We start from the raw sequence: 15915 nt of genomic DNA on the forward strand, positions 1-15915 counted from the left end.
GATGAACCCGTGGGATTGGCGAAGAGGCGCGGCGTCAGGCCCGCGCCGGTTGCAGACAGTAGTGCTCGATCATCCGCCGCAGCAGCTGCACGGTCGGCTCGATACGCGCCAGCTCGAGATACTCGTCCGGCTGATGCGCGCAGGCGATGTCGCCGGGCCCGAGGATCAGCGTCTGGCAGCCGAGCTGCTGAAGATAAGGCGCTTCGGTGGCGAACGCCACCGCGTGGGCGGCGTGGCCGGTGAGGCGCTCGGCAAGTTGCACCAGCTCGCTATCGGCGGCCTGCTCGAAGGCCGGCACGCTGGGGAAGATCGGCGCCAGCTCGATGTTCACCCGATGCTGCTCGGCCAGCGGCTGCAGGCGCTGGCGGATCGCCGTGCGCAGCTGCGCCGGGTCCATGCCCGGCAGCGGGCGCAGGTCGAATTCCAGCGCGCACTGGCCACAGATGCGGTTGGGATTGTCGCCGCCGTGGATGCAGCCGAGATTGAGCGTCGGCCCCGGCACGTCGAACAGCGGATTGTTGAACTCGGCCTGCCACTCGCGGCGCAGCGCCAGCAGCTCGCCCATCGCCGCGTGCATGGCCTCCAGCGCGCTGTGGCCGTAGGCCGGATTGGACGAATGGCCGCTCTGCCCGAGGATGTCCAGGCGCTCCATCATGATGCCCTTGTGCAGCCGCACCGGGCGCAGGCCGGTGGGCTCGCCGATCAGCGCAGCCCGCCCGAGCGGCTGGCCGGCCGCCGCCAGCGCGCGGGCGCCGGACATCGAGCTTTCCTCGTCGCAAGTGGCGAGAATCAGCAGGGGCTGGCGGAACGGTTGTTCGAGCAGCGTACGCACCGCCTCGATTACCAGTGCGAAGAAGCCCTTCATGTCGCAGCTGCCCAGTCCGTACCAGCGGTCGTCGGCCTCGCGCAGGCGCAGCGGATCGGACGTCCACAGCCCGGCATCGTAGGGCACGGTATCGCTGTGTCCGGCCAGCACCAGGCCGCCCGGACCGGAGCCGTAGGCGGCCAGCAGGTTGAACTTGCCGGGAGCAACTTCGCGGGTCTCACAGGCGAAACCCAGCTCGCCGAGCCAGCCGGCCAGCAGCTCGATCACGGCGCGGTTGCTCTGGTCCCAGCCGGGCTGGGTGCAGCTCACCGACGGCGCGGCAATCAGCGCGGCGAACTGCTCCTTGAGAGAGGGGATGGGCACGGACGGCTCCTCGGCATGGCGAACGACGCGTGCAGTGAAGCATGAAACCCGTCGCGATGCCGAAATCGCGCCGCCCAGCGACCAGCGGGCGGCGCCACGATCAGCCGAACAGGCCCTGCAGGATGCTGAAGAACAGGATCGACAGCAGCGCACCGGCCGGCAGCGTGACGATCCAGGAAACGAAGATCTTGCCGATCACGCCCAGATTCAGCGCGCCGATGCCGCGCGCGATGCCGATGCCGAGCACCGCGCCAACCAGCGTATGGGTGGTGGACACCGGCAGGCCGATGGCCGAGGCGCCGACCACGGTGGACGCCGTCGCCAGCTCGGCGGCGAAGCCGCGGCTGGGGGTCAGCTCGGTGATTTCCTTGCCGACGGTGGCGATCACCTTGTAACCGTAGGTGGCCAGGCCGATGACGATCCCCAGCGCGCCGAGCAGCAACACCCAGCCCGGCACGGCGGACTTGGCGGCGATGTCGCTGGCACCGCCGGACTCGATCACGCCGACGATGGCCGCCAGCGGACCGACTGCGTTGGCCACGTCGTTGGCGCCGTGGGCGAAGGCCATCGAGCACGCGGTGAACACCATCAGTACGGCGAAGACCTTCTCCACGCTGGCGAAGTGGAAGGTGCGATCCGCTTCCGCGTCGACCTTGATGCGCGACAGCAGCGCGATGCCGGCGAACATCACCAGCAGACCGATGGCCACCGCCAGCAGCAGGCCCTGCGCGCCGGAAAGGTGCAACCCGACATGCTTGAGGCCCTTGGTCACGGTCATCAACGCGACCATGAAGCCGGTGGCGAACATGTACAGCGGCACATAGCGCTTGGCGTTACGGAACGGTTCGTCGGTATCCATGATCAGCCGCTGCACACTCATGAACAGGCCGAAAGCCACCAGCCCGGAAAGGAACGGGGTGATCACCCAGCTGGCGACGATCGGGCCGATGGCGCCCCACTGCACGGCATCCATCGAGATGCCGACGGCGGCGAAACCGATCACCGCGCCGACGATCGAGTGCGTGGTCGATACCGGCCAGCCGCGCGAGGTCGCGATCAGCAGCCAGGTGCCGGCGGCCAGCAGCGCCGACATCATGCCCAGCACCATCAGGTCCGGCGTGATGATCTCCGCATCGACGATGCCGTTCTTGATCGTCTCGGTCACTTCGCCACCGGCCAGGTAGGCGCCGCAGAATTCGAAAATCATGGCGATGAAGATCGCCTGGCGGATGGTCAGTGCCTTGGAGCCGACCGAGGTGCCCATCGCATTGGCCACGTCATTGGCGCCCACGCCCCAGGCCATGAAAAAACCGAACATGCAGGCGAGCACGAGGAGTACGAAACCGTATTCCGAGAGAAGAGACATAAAGATTACCTGTTGAAGCCAGAAAGGATGCCGGCGCTCAACGCGCCAGCAATTGTTCCAGTCGGTTGCCGACACGTTCGGCACGGTCGGCGATGTCGCCGACCCATTCGATGATCTTGTAGAGGAAGATCACATCCACGGGCGGAAGGTCCTTTTCCAGCTGATACAGGGCGCGCCGCACGGCAACCTGCATGCGGTCGGTGTCGCGCTCGATGTCTTCGAGCTCCTCGACCATTTTTTCCACGAGTACGGCTTCGCGGCCGCTGAAGCCGGTTTCCAGCAGGGCGTCGAGTTCCTTGAGCGCTTTGAGCGCCTGGGTGCTGGCGTCGACGCAACGCTGCACATAAGCCAGCATCTGCGGCTGCAGCTGCGGCGGAATGTTCATGCAGCGGCCGAGCATCAGGCCGGCGATGTCCTTGGCCCGGTTGGCAATCTTGTCCTGCACGCTCAGCAGATCGAGCAGGTCCGAGCGCGGTACCGGCAGGAACAGACTCTTGGGCAGGTGCTGGCGGACGCTCTTCTTCAGCTTGTCGGCCTCATTCTCCAGCTGAACCATTTCCTGCTGGATCTGCTCGACGCGTTCCCAGTCCTGCGCTATCACCGCCTGGAAGAACGGCACCAGGTTCGCCGCGCATTCGTGGGATTTGGCCATGTGCTGCTGCATCGGGCCAATGGGCGAACGGCCGAAGAGACTGACAAACGGATTGATTGGCATAGACAGCGCCTTTCGGTGAAGAAGCCGCAATTATAAAACTAATGTGACCGCCTGGCGGAAAAAGCTTGGCCGAGCCGGGTGCCGGGCGTCGGTTACATATCCAAAAGGCCATGATGTGAACCTTCTGGCATAATCCCGCGCCTCCAAAGCCCCCCCGGCGGACACTTTTCATGTTCGATCTCTTCAGCGGACTCGACTTCTGGGTCGCAACCAGCCTCGTCCTCGCCCTGCTCTTCGTCCTCAGTTTCGAGTTCATCAACGGCTTCCACGACACCGCCAACGCGGTGGCGACGGTGATCTACACCAATGCGATGCCGCCACATCTGGCGGTGGTCTTCTCCGGCATCTTCAACTTTCTCGGCGTGCTGCTCGGCGGCGTCGGGGTGGCCTACGCAATCGTCCACCTGCTGCCGGTGGAACTGCTGATCAACGTCGACACCGGGCGCGGCCTGGTGATGGTATTCGCCCTGCTCGCCGCGGCTATCGCCTGGAACCTCGGCACCTGGTACTTCGGCATCCCGGCCTCCAGTTCGCACACGCTGATCGGCTCGATCCTCGGCGTCGGACTGGCCAATGCCATGCTCACCGATATCTCGGTGGCCGACGGGGTCAACTGGAAGAAGGCCATCGACATCGGCCTGTCGCTGATCTTCTCGCCGCTGGCGGGCTTCCTGATCGGTGCGCTGCTGCTGTGGCTGCTGCGCAAGCGCTTCCCGGTCAACAAGATGCACGACACGCCGCACATCCGCTCGCAGCACAAGGGCAAGAAGCACCCGCCGTTCTGGAACCGCCTGGTGCTGATCGTCTCGGCGATGGCCATGAGCTTCGTGCACGGTTCCAACGACGGCCAGAAAGGTATCGGCCTGATCATGCTGGTGCTGATCGGCATCGTCCCGGCCAAGTTCGTGCTCGACCAGACCAGCACCGGCTACGAGATCGAACGGACCCGGCATGCCGCCGTCCACCTGCAGCAGTTCTATGCGCGTAACCACGACTCGCTGCAGGACTACCTGGCACTCGGCAAGAACGGTCAGACCGAGCTGCCCCGCCACTTCCGCTGCGACCCGCAACTCACCGAGCCGACCATCAACGCGCTGCTCGGCAGCCTGGACGGGGTCGAGAACTACCGCGACATGCCGGCCGAGCGCCGCATCGAGGTGCGCCGCTACCTGCTCTGCCTGGACGACACGGCGAAGAAGGTCGGCAAGCTGCAGGGCATCCCGAAGCGCGAGCAGGCCGACCTCGACAAGCTGCGCAAGGACCTCACCGCGACCACCGAATACGCGCCGTTCGGCGTGATCCTCGCCGTCGCCCTGGCGCTCGGCCTCGGCACCATGGTCGGCTGGCGGCGCGTGGTGCGCACCGTCGGCGAGAAGATCGGCAAGCAGGGCATGACCTACGCCCAGGGCATGTGCGCGCAGGTCACCGCGGTGTTCGCCATCGGCATGGCCAACCTCTACAGCCTGCCGGTTTCCACCACGCACATCCTCTCCTCCGGCGTCGCCGGTACCATGGTCGCCAACAACAGCGGGCTGCAGATCAACACCATCCGCACGATCCTGATGGCCTGGGTTCTGACATTGCCGGCCACCATCGCGCTTTCCGCCGGCCTGTTCTGGCTGGGGACCAAGCTGTTCGTCTGACCCGGCCGCCCGTGCGTGCTACAAAGAGGGGACTTCGGTCCCCTCTGCCATTGGCAGCGGTACCCGAATCCACCCTATTGCGAGTCGAAGATGGCCAAGGAAACCGAAATCAAGCTGCGCGCCAGCCGTGAAACGCTGCTGGCCCTGCGCGAGCATCCGCTGCTGAAGAAGCGCAACAAGAGCGGCTGGGCGAGCCACGAGCTGTTCAACCAGTACTACGACAGCGCCGACCGCGCCCTCGCGCGCGCCCGGGTCGCCCTGCGCCTGCGCCGCGACGGCGAGCAGGTCATCCAGACGCTCAAGAGCCGCGGCCAGAGCGTCGCCGGGCTGTCCGAGCGCAACGAGTGGGACTGGCACCTGGACAAGGCCAAGCTGGACCTGAAGAAGCTCACCGACGACTGCTGGCCGGCCGAGCTGGCCGAGTTGGACAAGAAGACCCTCAAGCCCATCTTCAGCACCGACTTCGTCCGCGAGAAGGCCGAGATCGCCTGGGGCCGCGGCAAGGCCAAGGTGGTCATCGAGGCCGCGCTCGACCTCGGCCAGGTCAAGGCCGGCAAGCAGGCCGAGGAGATCTGCGAGCTGGAGCTGGAACTGCGCCAGGGCGAACCCGAAGCGCTGCTGGAACTGGCCATCGAACTGGCCGCCGACCTGCCGCTGATGCCCTGCGACATCAGCAAGGCCGAGCGCGGCTACCGCCTCTACGACGCCGAGGGCTATGGCCTGAACCTGCCGGCACCGACGCTGGACGCCAGCATGCCGCTGGACGAGGCGGTGCCCGCGCTCGGCTGGCAGCTGCTCGGCAACAGCCAGCGGCTGGCCGAGCAATACCGCTTCAATGGTCACTGGAAGCTGCTGAACGACTGGCTGGCGCAACTGATCGAGCTGCGCGCCCTGCTCGGCAGCCTCGGCCAGGCCGCGCCGCGCGCCAGCAGCCACGAGCTGCGCGAACTGCTCGATGCCCTGATCGGCGACTGGCGCCCGCGCCTGGAAGCCGGCCAGGACGACGAGGCGATCCGCCAGGCCGCGCCGGCCGAATTCGCCGCCGAACTCGGCCGCACCCGCTGGGGCCTGCTCTCGCTGAAGGCCTCGCAATGGCTGCTGCAGCGCGGCTGGACCGCCGGCCGCAATGCACGGGGCGATCGCCAGGGCGCGGCCGAGCTGGGCAAGTGGCTGATGCACCTGCTCGCCGAGGAAGCCAAGGCGCTGCAATTGCCGCGCTACCAGCGCCAGCCCGAAGACCTGGCCGAACAGAGCCCGCGCATGGAGCGCCTGCTGGTCTGGCTGCACCTGGCCCGCGGCGTGTTGCTGGAACTGCCGGAAACCGATCGTCTGTATGGCGAACTGGCCAAGCTCCATGAGCTGGCGCGCCAGCCGCTGACCGACGAGGCCCGCCAGCTGCGTGCCGAGCAGGCGCATATTGTGTGGACGCTCAAGGCCTGGAAACTGCTCGAGAAGTAAGCTGCGCAGCGCAGGGCAGGCCGGCGCCAACGGCGCCACCGGTCCTGCGCCGCCAAAGCGGAATCGGCCCACGGCCCGCCGCTGCCTTTGCCCAGGAGTCGCTTTTCATGTCCGCCTTCGCCCCGTCCCTCGCCGACCGTCCGCTCGACCTCAACGACCTGCTGCGCGAGCTAGTCGCCCAGGGCCGCGTCGACCAGGAAAGCGCCGAGCAGTGCCTGGCGGTACGTCGCAGCGCGGTGAACAACCAGCAGCACCCGCTGGAATTCCTCGCCGCGCAGCAGCTCGACGACCGCCAGCGCGCCGGCAAGAAGCTCGATCTGGAAACCCTCACCGCCTGGCTGGCCGAGCTGGCCGGCCAGCCGTACCTACGCATCGACCCGCTGAAGATCGACGTCGCCGCGGTCACCCCGCTGATGTCCTACGCCTTCGCCCAGCGCCACAAGATTCTCGCCGTGGCGGTGGACGGCCACAGCGTGACCATCGCCAGCGCGCAGCCCTTCGTCAAAAGCTGGGAAGCCAACCTCACCCACGTGCTCAAGCGCTCGATCACGCGCGTGGTGGCCAACCCGGCGGACATTCAGCGCTTCACCGTGGAGTTCTACCGCCTGGCCAAGTCGGTCAGCGGCGCCAGCGGCACCGAGCAGAAGATCAGCGGCGTCGGCAACTTCGAACAGCTGCTCAACCTCGGCGCCAGCGACCAGGAGCCGGACGCCAACGACTCGCACATCGTCAACATCGTCGACTGGCTGTTCCAGTACGCCTTCCAGCAGCGCGCCAGCGATATCCACATCGAACCGCGGCGTGAGCAGGGCACCGTGCGCTTTCGCATCGACGGCGTGCTGCACAACGTTTACCAGTTCCCGCCACAGGTGACGATGGCGGTGGTCAGCCGCCTGAAATCGCTCGGCCGCATGAACGTTGCCGAGAAGCGCAAGCCGCAGGATGGTCGGGTCAAGACCAAGACCCCGGACGGCGGCGAGGTGGAATTGCGCCTGTCGACCCTGCCGACCGCGTTCGGCGAGAAGATGGTGATGCGCATCTTCGACCCCGAGGTGCTGCTCAAGGGCTTCGACCAGCTGGGCTTTTCCGCCGACGATCTGCGTCGCTGGCAGAGCATGACCTGCCAGCCCAACGGCATCATCCTGGTCACCGGGCCGACCGGCTCGGGCAAGACCACCACGCTCTACACCACGCTCAAGCAGCTGGCGACGCCCGAGGTGAACGTCTGCACCATCGAGGACCCGATCGAGATGATCGAGGGCGCCTTCAACCAGATGCAGGTGCAGCACAACATCGAGCTGACCTTCGCCAGCGGCGTGCGCGCGCTGATGCGCCAAGACCCGGACATCATCATGGTCGGCGAGATTCGCGACCTGGAAACCGCCGAGATGGCCATCCAGGCCGCGCTCACCGGGCACCTGGTGCTCTCCACCCTGCACACCAACGACGCGCCCAGCGCCATCAGCCGCCTGCTCGAACTCGGCGTGCCGCACTATCTGCTCAAGGCCACCGTGCTCGGCGTGATGGCCCAGCGGCTGGTGCGCACGCTGTGCCCGCACTGCAAGACGCCGGTGCAGCTGGACGCCGACGACTGGACCGCGCTGACCAAACCGTGGAACGCGCCGCTGCCCACCCATGCGCAGCAGGCAGTGGGCTGCCTGGAATGCCGCGACACCGGCTACCGTGGGCGCGCCGGCGTCTACGAGATCATGCTGCTCAACGATGCGATCAAGCCGCTGATCACCGCCGACACCGACCTCGTCGCCCTGCGCCGTCAGGCCTTCAAGGACGGCATGCGCAGCCTGCGCCTATCCGGCGCACAGAAGGTCGCCGCCGGCCTCACCACCCTCGAGGAAGTGCTGCGGGTGACACCGCAGAGCGAGCAGCGCTGAGGCCCGCTCGGCAAGGCCGGAACGCCGCCGGCCGGGCGAGCTGCTACCCTGATCCGCCCGACCGCGAGGAGCACCGCAATGCGCATCGGCCTGATCGCCGACACCCACGGCCTGCTCCGCCCCGAAGCGCTGGCGGCATTGCAGGGTTGCGCGCAGATCGTCCACGCCGGTGATATCGGCAAACCGGAGGTGCTCGACGGGCTGCGCGCGATTGCGCCGCTGGCGGCGATTCGCGGCAACGTCGACCACGGCGACTGGGCGCTGGCCCTGCCGGAGCGACTGGACCTGCGCATCGCCGGGCTCACCCTCCACGTGCTGCACGACCTCAAGCAGCTGGATCGCGACCCCGTCGCCGCCGGTATCGATGTGGTGATCGCCGGCCACTCGCACCAGCCGAAGGTCGAGCGGCGCGACGGCGTGCTCTACGTCAACCCGGGCAGCGCCGGGCCGCGACGCTTCAGCCTGCCGATGAGCCTCGCCGTGCTGGAGCTGGACGGCGGCCAAGCGCAGGTCGAGCTCATCAACCTCAGCTGACGCCCATGTAGCGCCCGGCGCGGTGGTTGATCGCCAGCACCAGATTCAGCGCTACCGCGCCGAGCACCGACAGCAGCACCCGCTCCGGTGCGACGACGAACACCGCCGCCAGCACGATCAGCGCATCGATGGCCATCTGCACCTTGCCGGCGCGCAGGCCGAAGCGCTCCTGCAGGAACAGCGCGAGGATGTTCACCCCGCCCAGGCTGGCGCGATGACGGAACAGGATGAGCAGGCCGACCCCCATCGCGAAGCCGCCGAATACCGCGGCGTAGACCAGATTGAGCTCGGCGAAGCGCACCCACTGCGGGGTCAGCTCGGCGAACAGCGACACCAGTGCCACCGCGCAGACCGTGCGCAGGGTGAACTTCCAGCCCATGCGCCAGATCGCCAGGGCGTAGAACGGCAGGTTGAGCAGGAAGAACGCCGGGCCGAACGACCAGCCGGCCAGGTATTTGAGCAGGAAGGCCAACCCTACGGTGCCGCCGGTGAGCAGCCCGGCATGGGTGTAGAACGCGATGCCAAGGGCCACCAGCGCCGTGCCGGTGAGCAGCGCCAGGGCATCCTCCCAGAGCGGATGGCGGACGAAGATCGCCGATACGCGCCCGGCTGGCGGTACGTCAGATTCGCGACTCTGCATCGAGTGGGTCTCGCAATGATGGCTGCGCAAGGATAGAAGCTGGGCCGGCCGCGGGCCGTGGCGCCGATCAAGCGAGCCCGAAAGCGGTCAGCGCCGCGCCCAGGTCTCGAAACGGTAGGCCGGCGCCTCGCCTTCGGCCGGATGGGCCTGGCTGTCGACGCATTGCCATTCGTTCTCGTCGAATGCCGGGAAGAACGCATCGCCCTCCGGCTGCGCATCGATGCGCGTGAGGTAGAGCCGCTGCGCCCGACCCAGCGCCTGCGCGTAGAGCTGCGCACCGCCGATCAGCATCAGCTCGTCGACGCCCTGCTCGCGCGCCCACTGCTCGGCACACACCAGCGCGGCCTCGAGATCGGTGAAAGTCTCCGCGCCATCGAGCTGCAGATCCGTCTGGCGGCTGACCACCAGATTGAGCCGGCCCGGCAGCGGCCGGCCGAGCGAATCCCAGGTCTTGCGGCCCATGATGATCGGCTTGCCGAGGGTCATGGCCTTGAAATGCTTGAGATCGGCGGGCAGGTGCCAGGGCATGCGGTTGTCGAGACCGATCACGCGGTTGTGCGCGAATGCGGCGATCATGGCGAGGGGTAGGCGGGTCTGATTCATGGCGGCGAGCATAGCAGAGCGCCCCGGCGCGCTGCAGCGCCAACCGTTTGTCGGTTTCATGTTGCTGCAACAGGCGCGACCGCGAAGCGTCAAGCTACGGTCATTCGCGTCGCGCAGGCTGGGGTTTCCCATCCCGAGGAGATGCCACCCATGGCACGCACCATCGTTCCCCTTCGCTCCTGGCTGGCCGCCTGCGGCCTGCTGCTGCCGCTCGCCAGCGTCGCCGCGCCCGACGACCGTCAGGCACAACGCCACGCCGAACGCGCCGAGCCCGCGCCGCTGGTAATCGCCCACCGCGGTGCCAGCGGCTATGTGCCCGAACACACCCTGGCCGCCTATGCGCTGGCGGTGCTGCAAGGCGCCGACTACATCGAACCGGATCTGGTGATGACCCGCGACGGCCAACTGGTCGCCCGCCACGATAACGAGCTGGGGCTGACCACCGATGTTTCCCAGCGCCCCGAGTTCGCCGCGCGCAAACGCACCCAGCAGGTCGATGGCGTGGCGCTCACCGGCTGGTACAGCGAGGATTTCACCCTCGCCGAGCTGAAGACCCTGCGCGCCATCGAGCGTATTCCGGAGATCCGCCCGGGCAACGCCCGCCTCGACGGCGGCCTGGAGATCCCGACGCTGCAGGAGATCATCGATCTGGTGAAGACGCTGCAGCTCAGCCAGGGCCGGCGCATCGGCCTGTACCCGGAAACCAAGCATCCGACCCACTTCCAGCAGCTCGGCCTGGCGATGGAGAAGCCGCTGGTACGCATCCTCGCGCGCAACGGCTACGTCGGCCGGCAGGCGCCGGTGTACATCCAGTCGTTCGAAGTGGACAACCTCAAGACCCTCAGCGGCCTCACCCGCCTGCGCCTGGTGCAGCTGTTCGGCTCCGGTCAGCCCTACGACCAGCAGGTGCGCGGCAGCCAGCTGACCTACGCGCAGATGGCCACGCCGGCGGGTCTCAAGGCCATAGCCCGCTACGCCAGCGGCGTCGGCCCGGACAAGAGCTACATCATTCCGCGCGACGCCGGCGGCAACCTCGGCGCGCCGACCCGCTTCGTCGCCGACGCCCACGCCGCCGGCCTCAAGGTGCATCCGTACACCTTCCGCGCCGAGAACGCCTTCCTGCCGACCAGCCTGCGCAGCAGCGATCAGCCGCAGGCGCGCGGCGACATCGAGGCGGAAATCCGCGCCTTCCTCGACGCTGGCATCGACGGTCTGTTCATCGATCAGCCGGACGTGGCCGTGCGTCTGCGCGAGGCCCACTAAACGTTACGGGCGGCCGCGCGGTCGCCCGTAACCGATCCGACCGCTCGTCGCTTTTCTCACCCTCGGCGATCTGCACAGCTACCTGTAACGCCGAACCAACGCGGCCCAGGCGTAAGCTCGGGTTCTCATTCGGCGCCCTCGAAAGAAAAGTTGTATACAACCACTGGCGTAACGCGCATCCAATTGTCTACAGTGGCCGACACAATAAAAACGAACGGGAGAAGCTACCCATGACTGTGTCCGCCCCCGAAAGACGGCCCGAGGACGAAAACCTCGGTGTCGGCGCCAACCTGGCCTACGGCCTGCAACACGTGCTCACCATGTACGGCGGCATCGTCGCCGTGCCGCTGATCGTCGGCCAGGCCGCTGGCCTGTCGCCAGCCGACATCGGCCTGCTGATCGCCGCCTCGCTGTTCGCCGGCGGGCTGGCCACCCTGCTGCAGACGCTCGGTCTGCCGTTCTTCGGTTGCCAGTTGCCGCTGGTACAGGGCGTGTCCTTCGCCGGCGTGGCGACCATGATCGCCATCATCGGCAGCGACGGTGCCGGCGGCATTCCGGTGGTGCTCGGCTCGGTGATCGCCGCCTCGCTGATCGGCCTGTTCATCACCCCGGTGTTCTCCCGCATCACCAAATTCTTTCCGCCGCTGGTCACCGGCATCGTCATCACCACCATCGGTCTGACGCTGATGCCAGTGGCCGCACGCTGGGCGATGGGCGGCAACAGCCAGGCGCCGGACTTCGGCAGCGTGGCCAATATCTGCCTGGCGGCCTTCACCCTGTTCACCGTGCTGGCGCTGAGCAAGGTCGGCAATGCGAGCATCTCGCGGCTGTCGATCCTGCTGGCGATGGTCATCGGCACGCTGGTGGCGGTGTTCTTCGGCATGGCCGACTTCTCCCTGGTACTCGACGGTCCGCTGATGGCGCTGCCTTCGCCGCTGCATTTCGGTGCGCCGGAGTTCCAGCTGGCGGCGATCCTGTCGATGCTGATCGTGATCATCGTCACCCTGGTCGAGACCTCGGCGGACATCCTCGCCGTCGGCGAGATCATCGACACCAAGGTCGACTCCCGCCGCCTGGGCGACGGTCTGCGCGCAGACATGATTTCCAGCTCGCTGGCGCCGCTGTTCGGCTCCTTCACCCAGAGCGCCTTCGCGCAGAACGTCGGGCTGGTCGCGGTGACCGGCGTGAAGAGCCGCTACGTGGTCGCCACCGCCGGCCTGATCCTGGTCACCCTCGGCCTGCTGCCGGTGATGGGCCGGCTGATCGCCGCGGTACCCACCGCCGTGCTCGGTGGCGCCGGCGTGGTGCTGTTCGGCACCGTCGCGGCCAGCGGCATCCGCACCCTGGCGCAGGTCGACTACCGCAACAACATGAACCTGATCATCGTCGCCACCTCGATCGGCTTCGGCATGATTCCGATCGCCGCGCCGAGCTTCTACCACCACTTCCCGGCCTGGTTCGAGACCATCTTCCACTCCGGCATCAGCTCGGCGGCGATCATGGCGATCGTCCTCAACCTGGCCTTCAATCACCTCAAGGCCGGCAACTCCGACCAGCAGTCGGTGTTCGTCGCCGGCAGCGAGCGCAGCCTGCGCTACCGCGACATCGCCGCGCTGCATGAGGGCGACTACTTCCGCAACGGCAAGCTGTACGACATCGACGGCAACGAGGTGGCGGTGGTCGATGTCCATCACCAGCCCGAACCGCCCGCGCCGCCGCGGATGCACGCCGCCAGCTCCGGCAGCAGCTGAGCACAGTGGCCGGGCGGCGCCGTGCACGGCCCGCCCGGCTGCGGTTATGCTCTGCGCTCATCCCCGGCCGCGGAGCCCCCGGTGAGCGATCCCCGCATTCCCCTCCCCTCGCTGTCCCGTATCGACCGCCTGTGGCTCACCGAAGCCGTGCGCCTGCGCGAGGAACACGCCGGCCCGCTGGACGACGAGGAAGCCAACCGCCAGGCCCGCGCCGGCGGCGGCGACCTGTCCGCCCTCATCGAACGCCGCGCGCTGTGGCTGGCGCGCCGCGACGGCCTGCTCGAAGCGCTGCGCCACTGGCGCCAGGGCGCGCGGCTCGGCGCCGTCGCCCTCGCCGTGCTGGCGATCTTCACCGGCGCCGGTCTGGCCTTCGCCGCACTGGGTGACGGCCAGCGTCCGGTCAACGTGTTCTGGGCGCTCGGCAGCCTGCTCGGGCTCAACCTGCTGACCCTGCTCGGCTGGCTACTCGGCCTGGCGCTGGCCGGTGACAGCGGCGGTGCGCTCGGCCGGCTATGGCTCTGGCTCAGCGAGAAGTTCGCCCGCGATGCGCGCGCCGCGCAGCTGGCGCCGGCGCTGCCGGTGCTGCTGCAGCGCCAGCGCCTCGGCCGCTGGCTGCTCGGCCTCGGCGTGCATGGCCTGTGGCTGCTGGCGATGACTTGCGCGCTACTCATGCTGCTCGCCCTGCTGGCGACCCGCCGCTACGGCTTCGTCTGGGAAACCACCATCCTCGGCGAGAGCGCCTTCGTCGGTCTGACCCAGGCGCTCGGCGCACTGCCCGCACTGCTCGGCTTCGGCGTGCCGGATGGCGAGCAGATCCGCGCCAGCGGCACGCTCGCCGGCGATCTGGAAAGTGCGCGGCGGCAATGGGCCGGCTGGCTGGTCGGCGTGGTGCTGGTCTACGGCCTGCTGCCGCGCCTGCTGCTCGCTGCGTTGTGTCTGTGGCGCTGGCGCCGCGGCCGGGCCGCGCTGGCGATCGATCTCGAACAGCCGAGCTACCGCCTGCTGCGCGAACGTCTGCAGCCGCCCAGCGAACGCCTCGGCATCCGCGATGCCGCGCCGGCACAGCTGCACGCGCCGAGCGCCGGCGCGCAGCTCGAGGCCGGCGCCGGCGCCGTGCTGGTGGCCATCGAGCTGGACGGCAGCCGGCCGTGGCCGCCGCCGCTGCCCAAGGGCGTGGCCGATGCCGGCGTGCTCGACGATCGCGAAGGCCGCCGACGCCTGCTCGATCAGCTCACGCGCTTTCCGCCGGCGCGTCTGGCGATCGCCTGCGATCCGCGCCGGTCGCCGGATCGCGGCACCCTGGCGCTGCTCGGCGAGCTGTCGCGCTGCGCCGCCGCCACGCGCGTCTGGCTGCTGCAGGCGCCGACCGGCGAGGCGCTGGACAGCGCGCGGCTGGACGACTGGCATCAGGCGCTGGATGCGCTGGGCCTGGCACATTCGAGCGCCGCACCGCTGAGCTGGCTGGAGAACGGACATGACTGATGCGTTGAAGCTCGCCGTGGTCGGCCACACCAACGTCGGCAAAACCTCGCTGCTGCGTACGCTGACCCGCGACCGCGGTTTCGGCGAGGTTTCGCACCGCCCCAGCACCACCCGCCACGTTGAGGGCGCGCGGCTCTCGGTGGATGGCCAGGCGCTGCTGGAGCTGTACGACACCCCCGGCCTGGAGGACGCCATCGCCCTGCTCGACTACCTCGAGCGGCTGGAGCGTCCCGGCGAGCGCCTCGATGGCCCGGCGCGCACCGCGCGTTTTCTCGACGGTGCCGAGGCGCGCCAGCGTTTCGAGCAGGAAGCCAAGGTGCTGCGCCAGCTGCTGGCCAGCGACGCAGGGCTGTACGTGATCGATGCGCGCGAGCCGGTGCTGGCCAAGTACAAGGACGAGCTGGCGGTGCTGGCCGGTTGCGGCAAGCCGCTGCTGCCGGTGCTCAACTTCGTCGCCCAGCCCGGGCATCGCGAGGAGGAGTGGCGCCAGGCGCTGGCGCGGCTCGGCCTGCACGCGCTGGTGCGCTTCGACAGCGTGGCACCGCCGGTGGATGGCGAGCGCCGCCTGTACGAAAGCCTGGCACTGCTGCTGGAACAGGCGCGGCCGCGGCTGCAACGGCTGATCGAGGAGCACGAAGCCCAGGCCGCCGCACGCCGGGCCAGCGGCGAGCGGCTGATCGCCGAGCTGCTGGTGGATGTAGCCGCCTGCCGGCGCAGCGTGGTGGCGCAGCCGGAACTGGAGCGCGGCGCCATCCGCGACCTGCACGATGCGGTGCGCGGCCGCGAGCAACGCTGCGTCGAGGCGCTGCTGCGCCTGTACGCCTTCGGCAAGGACGACGCGGCCGCCGGCGAGCTGCCGCTGCTCGACGGCCGCTGGGGTGACGACCTGTTCAATCCGGAGACGCTGAAACAGCTGGGCGTGAAGATCGGCGGCGGCATGGCGGCCGGCGCGGCGGCCGGAGCCGGGGTCGACCTGATGGTCGGCGGCATCACCCTCGGCGCCGCGGCGCTGCTCGGCGCGCTGGCCGGCGGCGGCGCGCAGACCGCGCGGCACTACGGCAATCGCCTGTTGGGCAAGCTCAAGGGTCAGCGCGAACTGAGCGTCGACGATGCCGTGCTGCGCCTGCTGGCGCTGCGCCAGCGCCAGCTGCTTGCCGCCCTCGCCGCGCGCGGCCACGCGGCGATGGACGCGATCCGCCTGAGCGGCCCGCAAGATCAGGGCTGGCGCGAAGGCCGCCTGCCCGAGGCGCTGCAGCGCTGCCGCGCGCACCCCGAATGGTCGTCGCTCAATCCCGGCGCGCGGCTGCAGGATGCCGAGCGCCAGGCGACGCTGGAAGCGCTGCAAGCCGAGCTGCGCCAGCCCTGAGCGCCGCGCCGTC

General features: G+C 68.4%; 13 protein-coding genes. 8 read left to right on the forward strand and 5 right to left on the reverse strand.

What is annotated here, in order from left to right:
- Positions 1-34: 34 nt before the first annotated feature.
- From argE to AC0ZJQ_RS17850, 3 genes are all read right to left on the reverse strand, one after another.
- Complete coding sequence (gene argE, locus AC0ZJQ_RS17840) at positions 35-1189, reverse strand: acetylornithine deacetylase (RefSeq protein ID WP_476477033.1); 1155 nt, start codon at positions 1187-1189, stop codon at positions 35-37.
- A gap of 100 nt (positions 1190-1289) precedes the next feature.
- Positions 1290-2555 carry an inorganic phosphate transporter gene (locus tag AC0ZJQ_RS17845; RefSeq protein WP_476477034.1) on the reverse strand — a complete coding sequence of 422 codons (1266 nt, stop codon included), beginning with the start codon at positions 2553-2555 and terminating at the stop codon, positions 1290-1292.
- A gap of 37 nt (positions 2556-2592) precedes the next feature.
- Positions 2593-3270, reverse strand: a complete 678-nt coding sequence (locus AC0ZJQ_RS17850) for a TIGR00153 family protein (RefSeq protein ID WP_476477035.1) — start codon at positions 3268-3270, stop codon at positions 2593-2595.
- A gap of 170 nt (positions 3271-3440) precedes the next feature.
- Between AC0ZJQ_RS17850 and AC0ZJQ_RS17855 the strand changes: the two genes are divergently transcribed.
- The 4 genes from AC0ZJQ_RS17855 to AC0ZJQ_RS17870 all read left to right on the forward strand — a co-directional run bounded on the left by AC0ZJQ_RS17855 (position 3441) and on the right by AC0ZJQ_RS17870 (position 8797).
- Positions 3441-4913, forward strand: coding sequence for an inorganic phosphate transporter (locus AC0ZJQ_RS17855; protein ID WP_476477036.1), 1473 nt, complete (start codon positions 3441-3443; stop codon positions 4911-4913).
- A 90-nt stretch (positions 4914-5003) separates the two neighbouring features.
- Positions 5004-6371 (forward strand): CYTH domain-containing protein, encoded by a 1368-nt coding sequence (locus AC0ZJQ_RS17860; RefSeq protein WP_476477037.1) that lies wholly within the window; start codon positions 5004-5006, stop codon positions 6369-6371.
- A gap of 107 nt (positions 6372-6478) precedes the next feature.
- On the forward strand, positions 6479-8263 hold the full coding sequence (gene tfpB, locus AC0ZJQ_RS17865) for a type IV pilus assembly ATPase TfpB (RefSeq protein ID WP_476477038.1): 1785 nt from the start codon (positions 6479-6481) through the stop codon (positions 8261-8263).
- Positions 8264-8341: 78 nt separating this feature from the next.
- Positions 8342-8797, forward strand: a complete 456-nt coding sequence (locus AC0ZJQ_RS17870) for a metallophosphoesterase family protein (protein ID WP_314018169.1) — start codon at positions 8342-8344, stop codon at positions 8795-8797.
- Here the strand turns inward: AC0ZJQ_RS17870 and AC0ZJQ_RS17875 are convergent.
- Both AC0ZJQ_RS17875 and AC0ZJQ_RS17880 read right to left on the reverse strand, forming a co-directional pair.
- Entirely contained in the window at positions 8790-9437 is a 648-nt protein-coding gene (locus AC0ZJQ_RS17875) for a YitT family protein (RefSeq protein ID WP_165593839.1), read from the reverse strand. The two genes, AC0ZJQ_RS17870 and AC0ZJQ_RS17875, sit on opposite strands and share 8 nt — an antisense overlap.
- A gap of 87 nt (positions 9438-9524) precedes the next feature.
- The gene (locus AC0ZJQ_RS17880; RefSeq protein ID WP_458988923.1) at positions 9525-10040 is read right to left on the reverse strand and encodes a dihydrofolate reductase; all 516 of its coding nucleotides are present in this window, start codon (positions 10038-10040) and stop codon (positions 9525-9527) included.
- Positions 10041-10190: 150 nt separating this feature from the next.
- Here AC0ZJQ_RS17880 and AC0ZJQ_RS17885 point away from each other — a divergent pair, with 150 nt between their 5' ends.
- The 4 genes from AC0ZJQ_RS17885 to AC0ZJQ_RS17900 all read left to right on the forward strand — a co-directional run bounded on the left by AC0ZJQ_RS17885 (position 10191) and on the right by AC0ZJQ_RS17900 (position 15902).
- Positions 10191-11303, forward strand: a complete 1113-nt coding sequence (locus AC0ZJQ_RS17885; protein ID WP_476477039.1) for a glycerophosphodiester phosphodiesterase — start codon at positions 10191-10193, stop codon at positions 11301-11303.
- A 230-nt stretch (positions 11304-11533) separates the two neighbouring features.
- On the forward strand, positions 11534-13054 hold the full coding sequence (locus AC0ZJQ_RS17890) for a nucleobase:cation symporter-2 family protein (RefSeq protein WP_476477040.1): 1521 nt from the start codon (positions 11534-11536) through the stop codon (positions 13052-13054).
- 81 nt (positions 13055-13135) lie between these two features.
- Complete coding sequence (locus AC0ZJQ_RS17895) at positions 13136-14536, forward strand: DUF2868 domain-containing protein (protein ID WP_476477041.1); 1401 nt, start codon at positions 13136-13138, stop codon at positions 14534-14536.
- Complete coding sequence (locus AC0ZJQ_RS17900; RefSeq protein WP_476477042.1) at positions 14529-15902, forward strand: DUF3482 domain-containing protein; 1374 nt, start codon at positions 14529-14531, stop codon at positions 15900-15902. Before AC0ZJQ_RS17895 ends, AC0ZJQ_RS17900 begins: the two co-directional genes overlap by 8 nt.
- Positions 15903-15915 lie beyond the last annotated feature (13 nt).

The organism is Stutzerimonas sp. 21-1 (assembly GCF_056336065.1).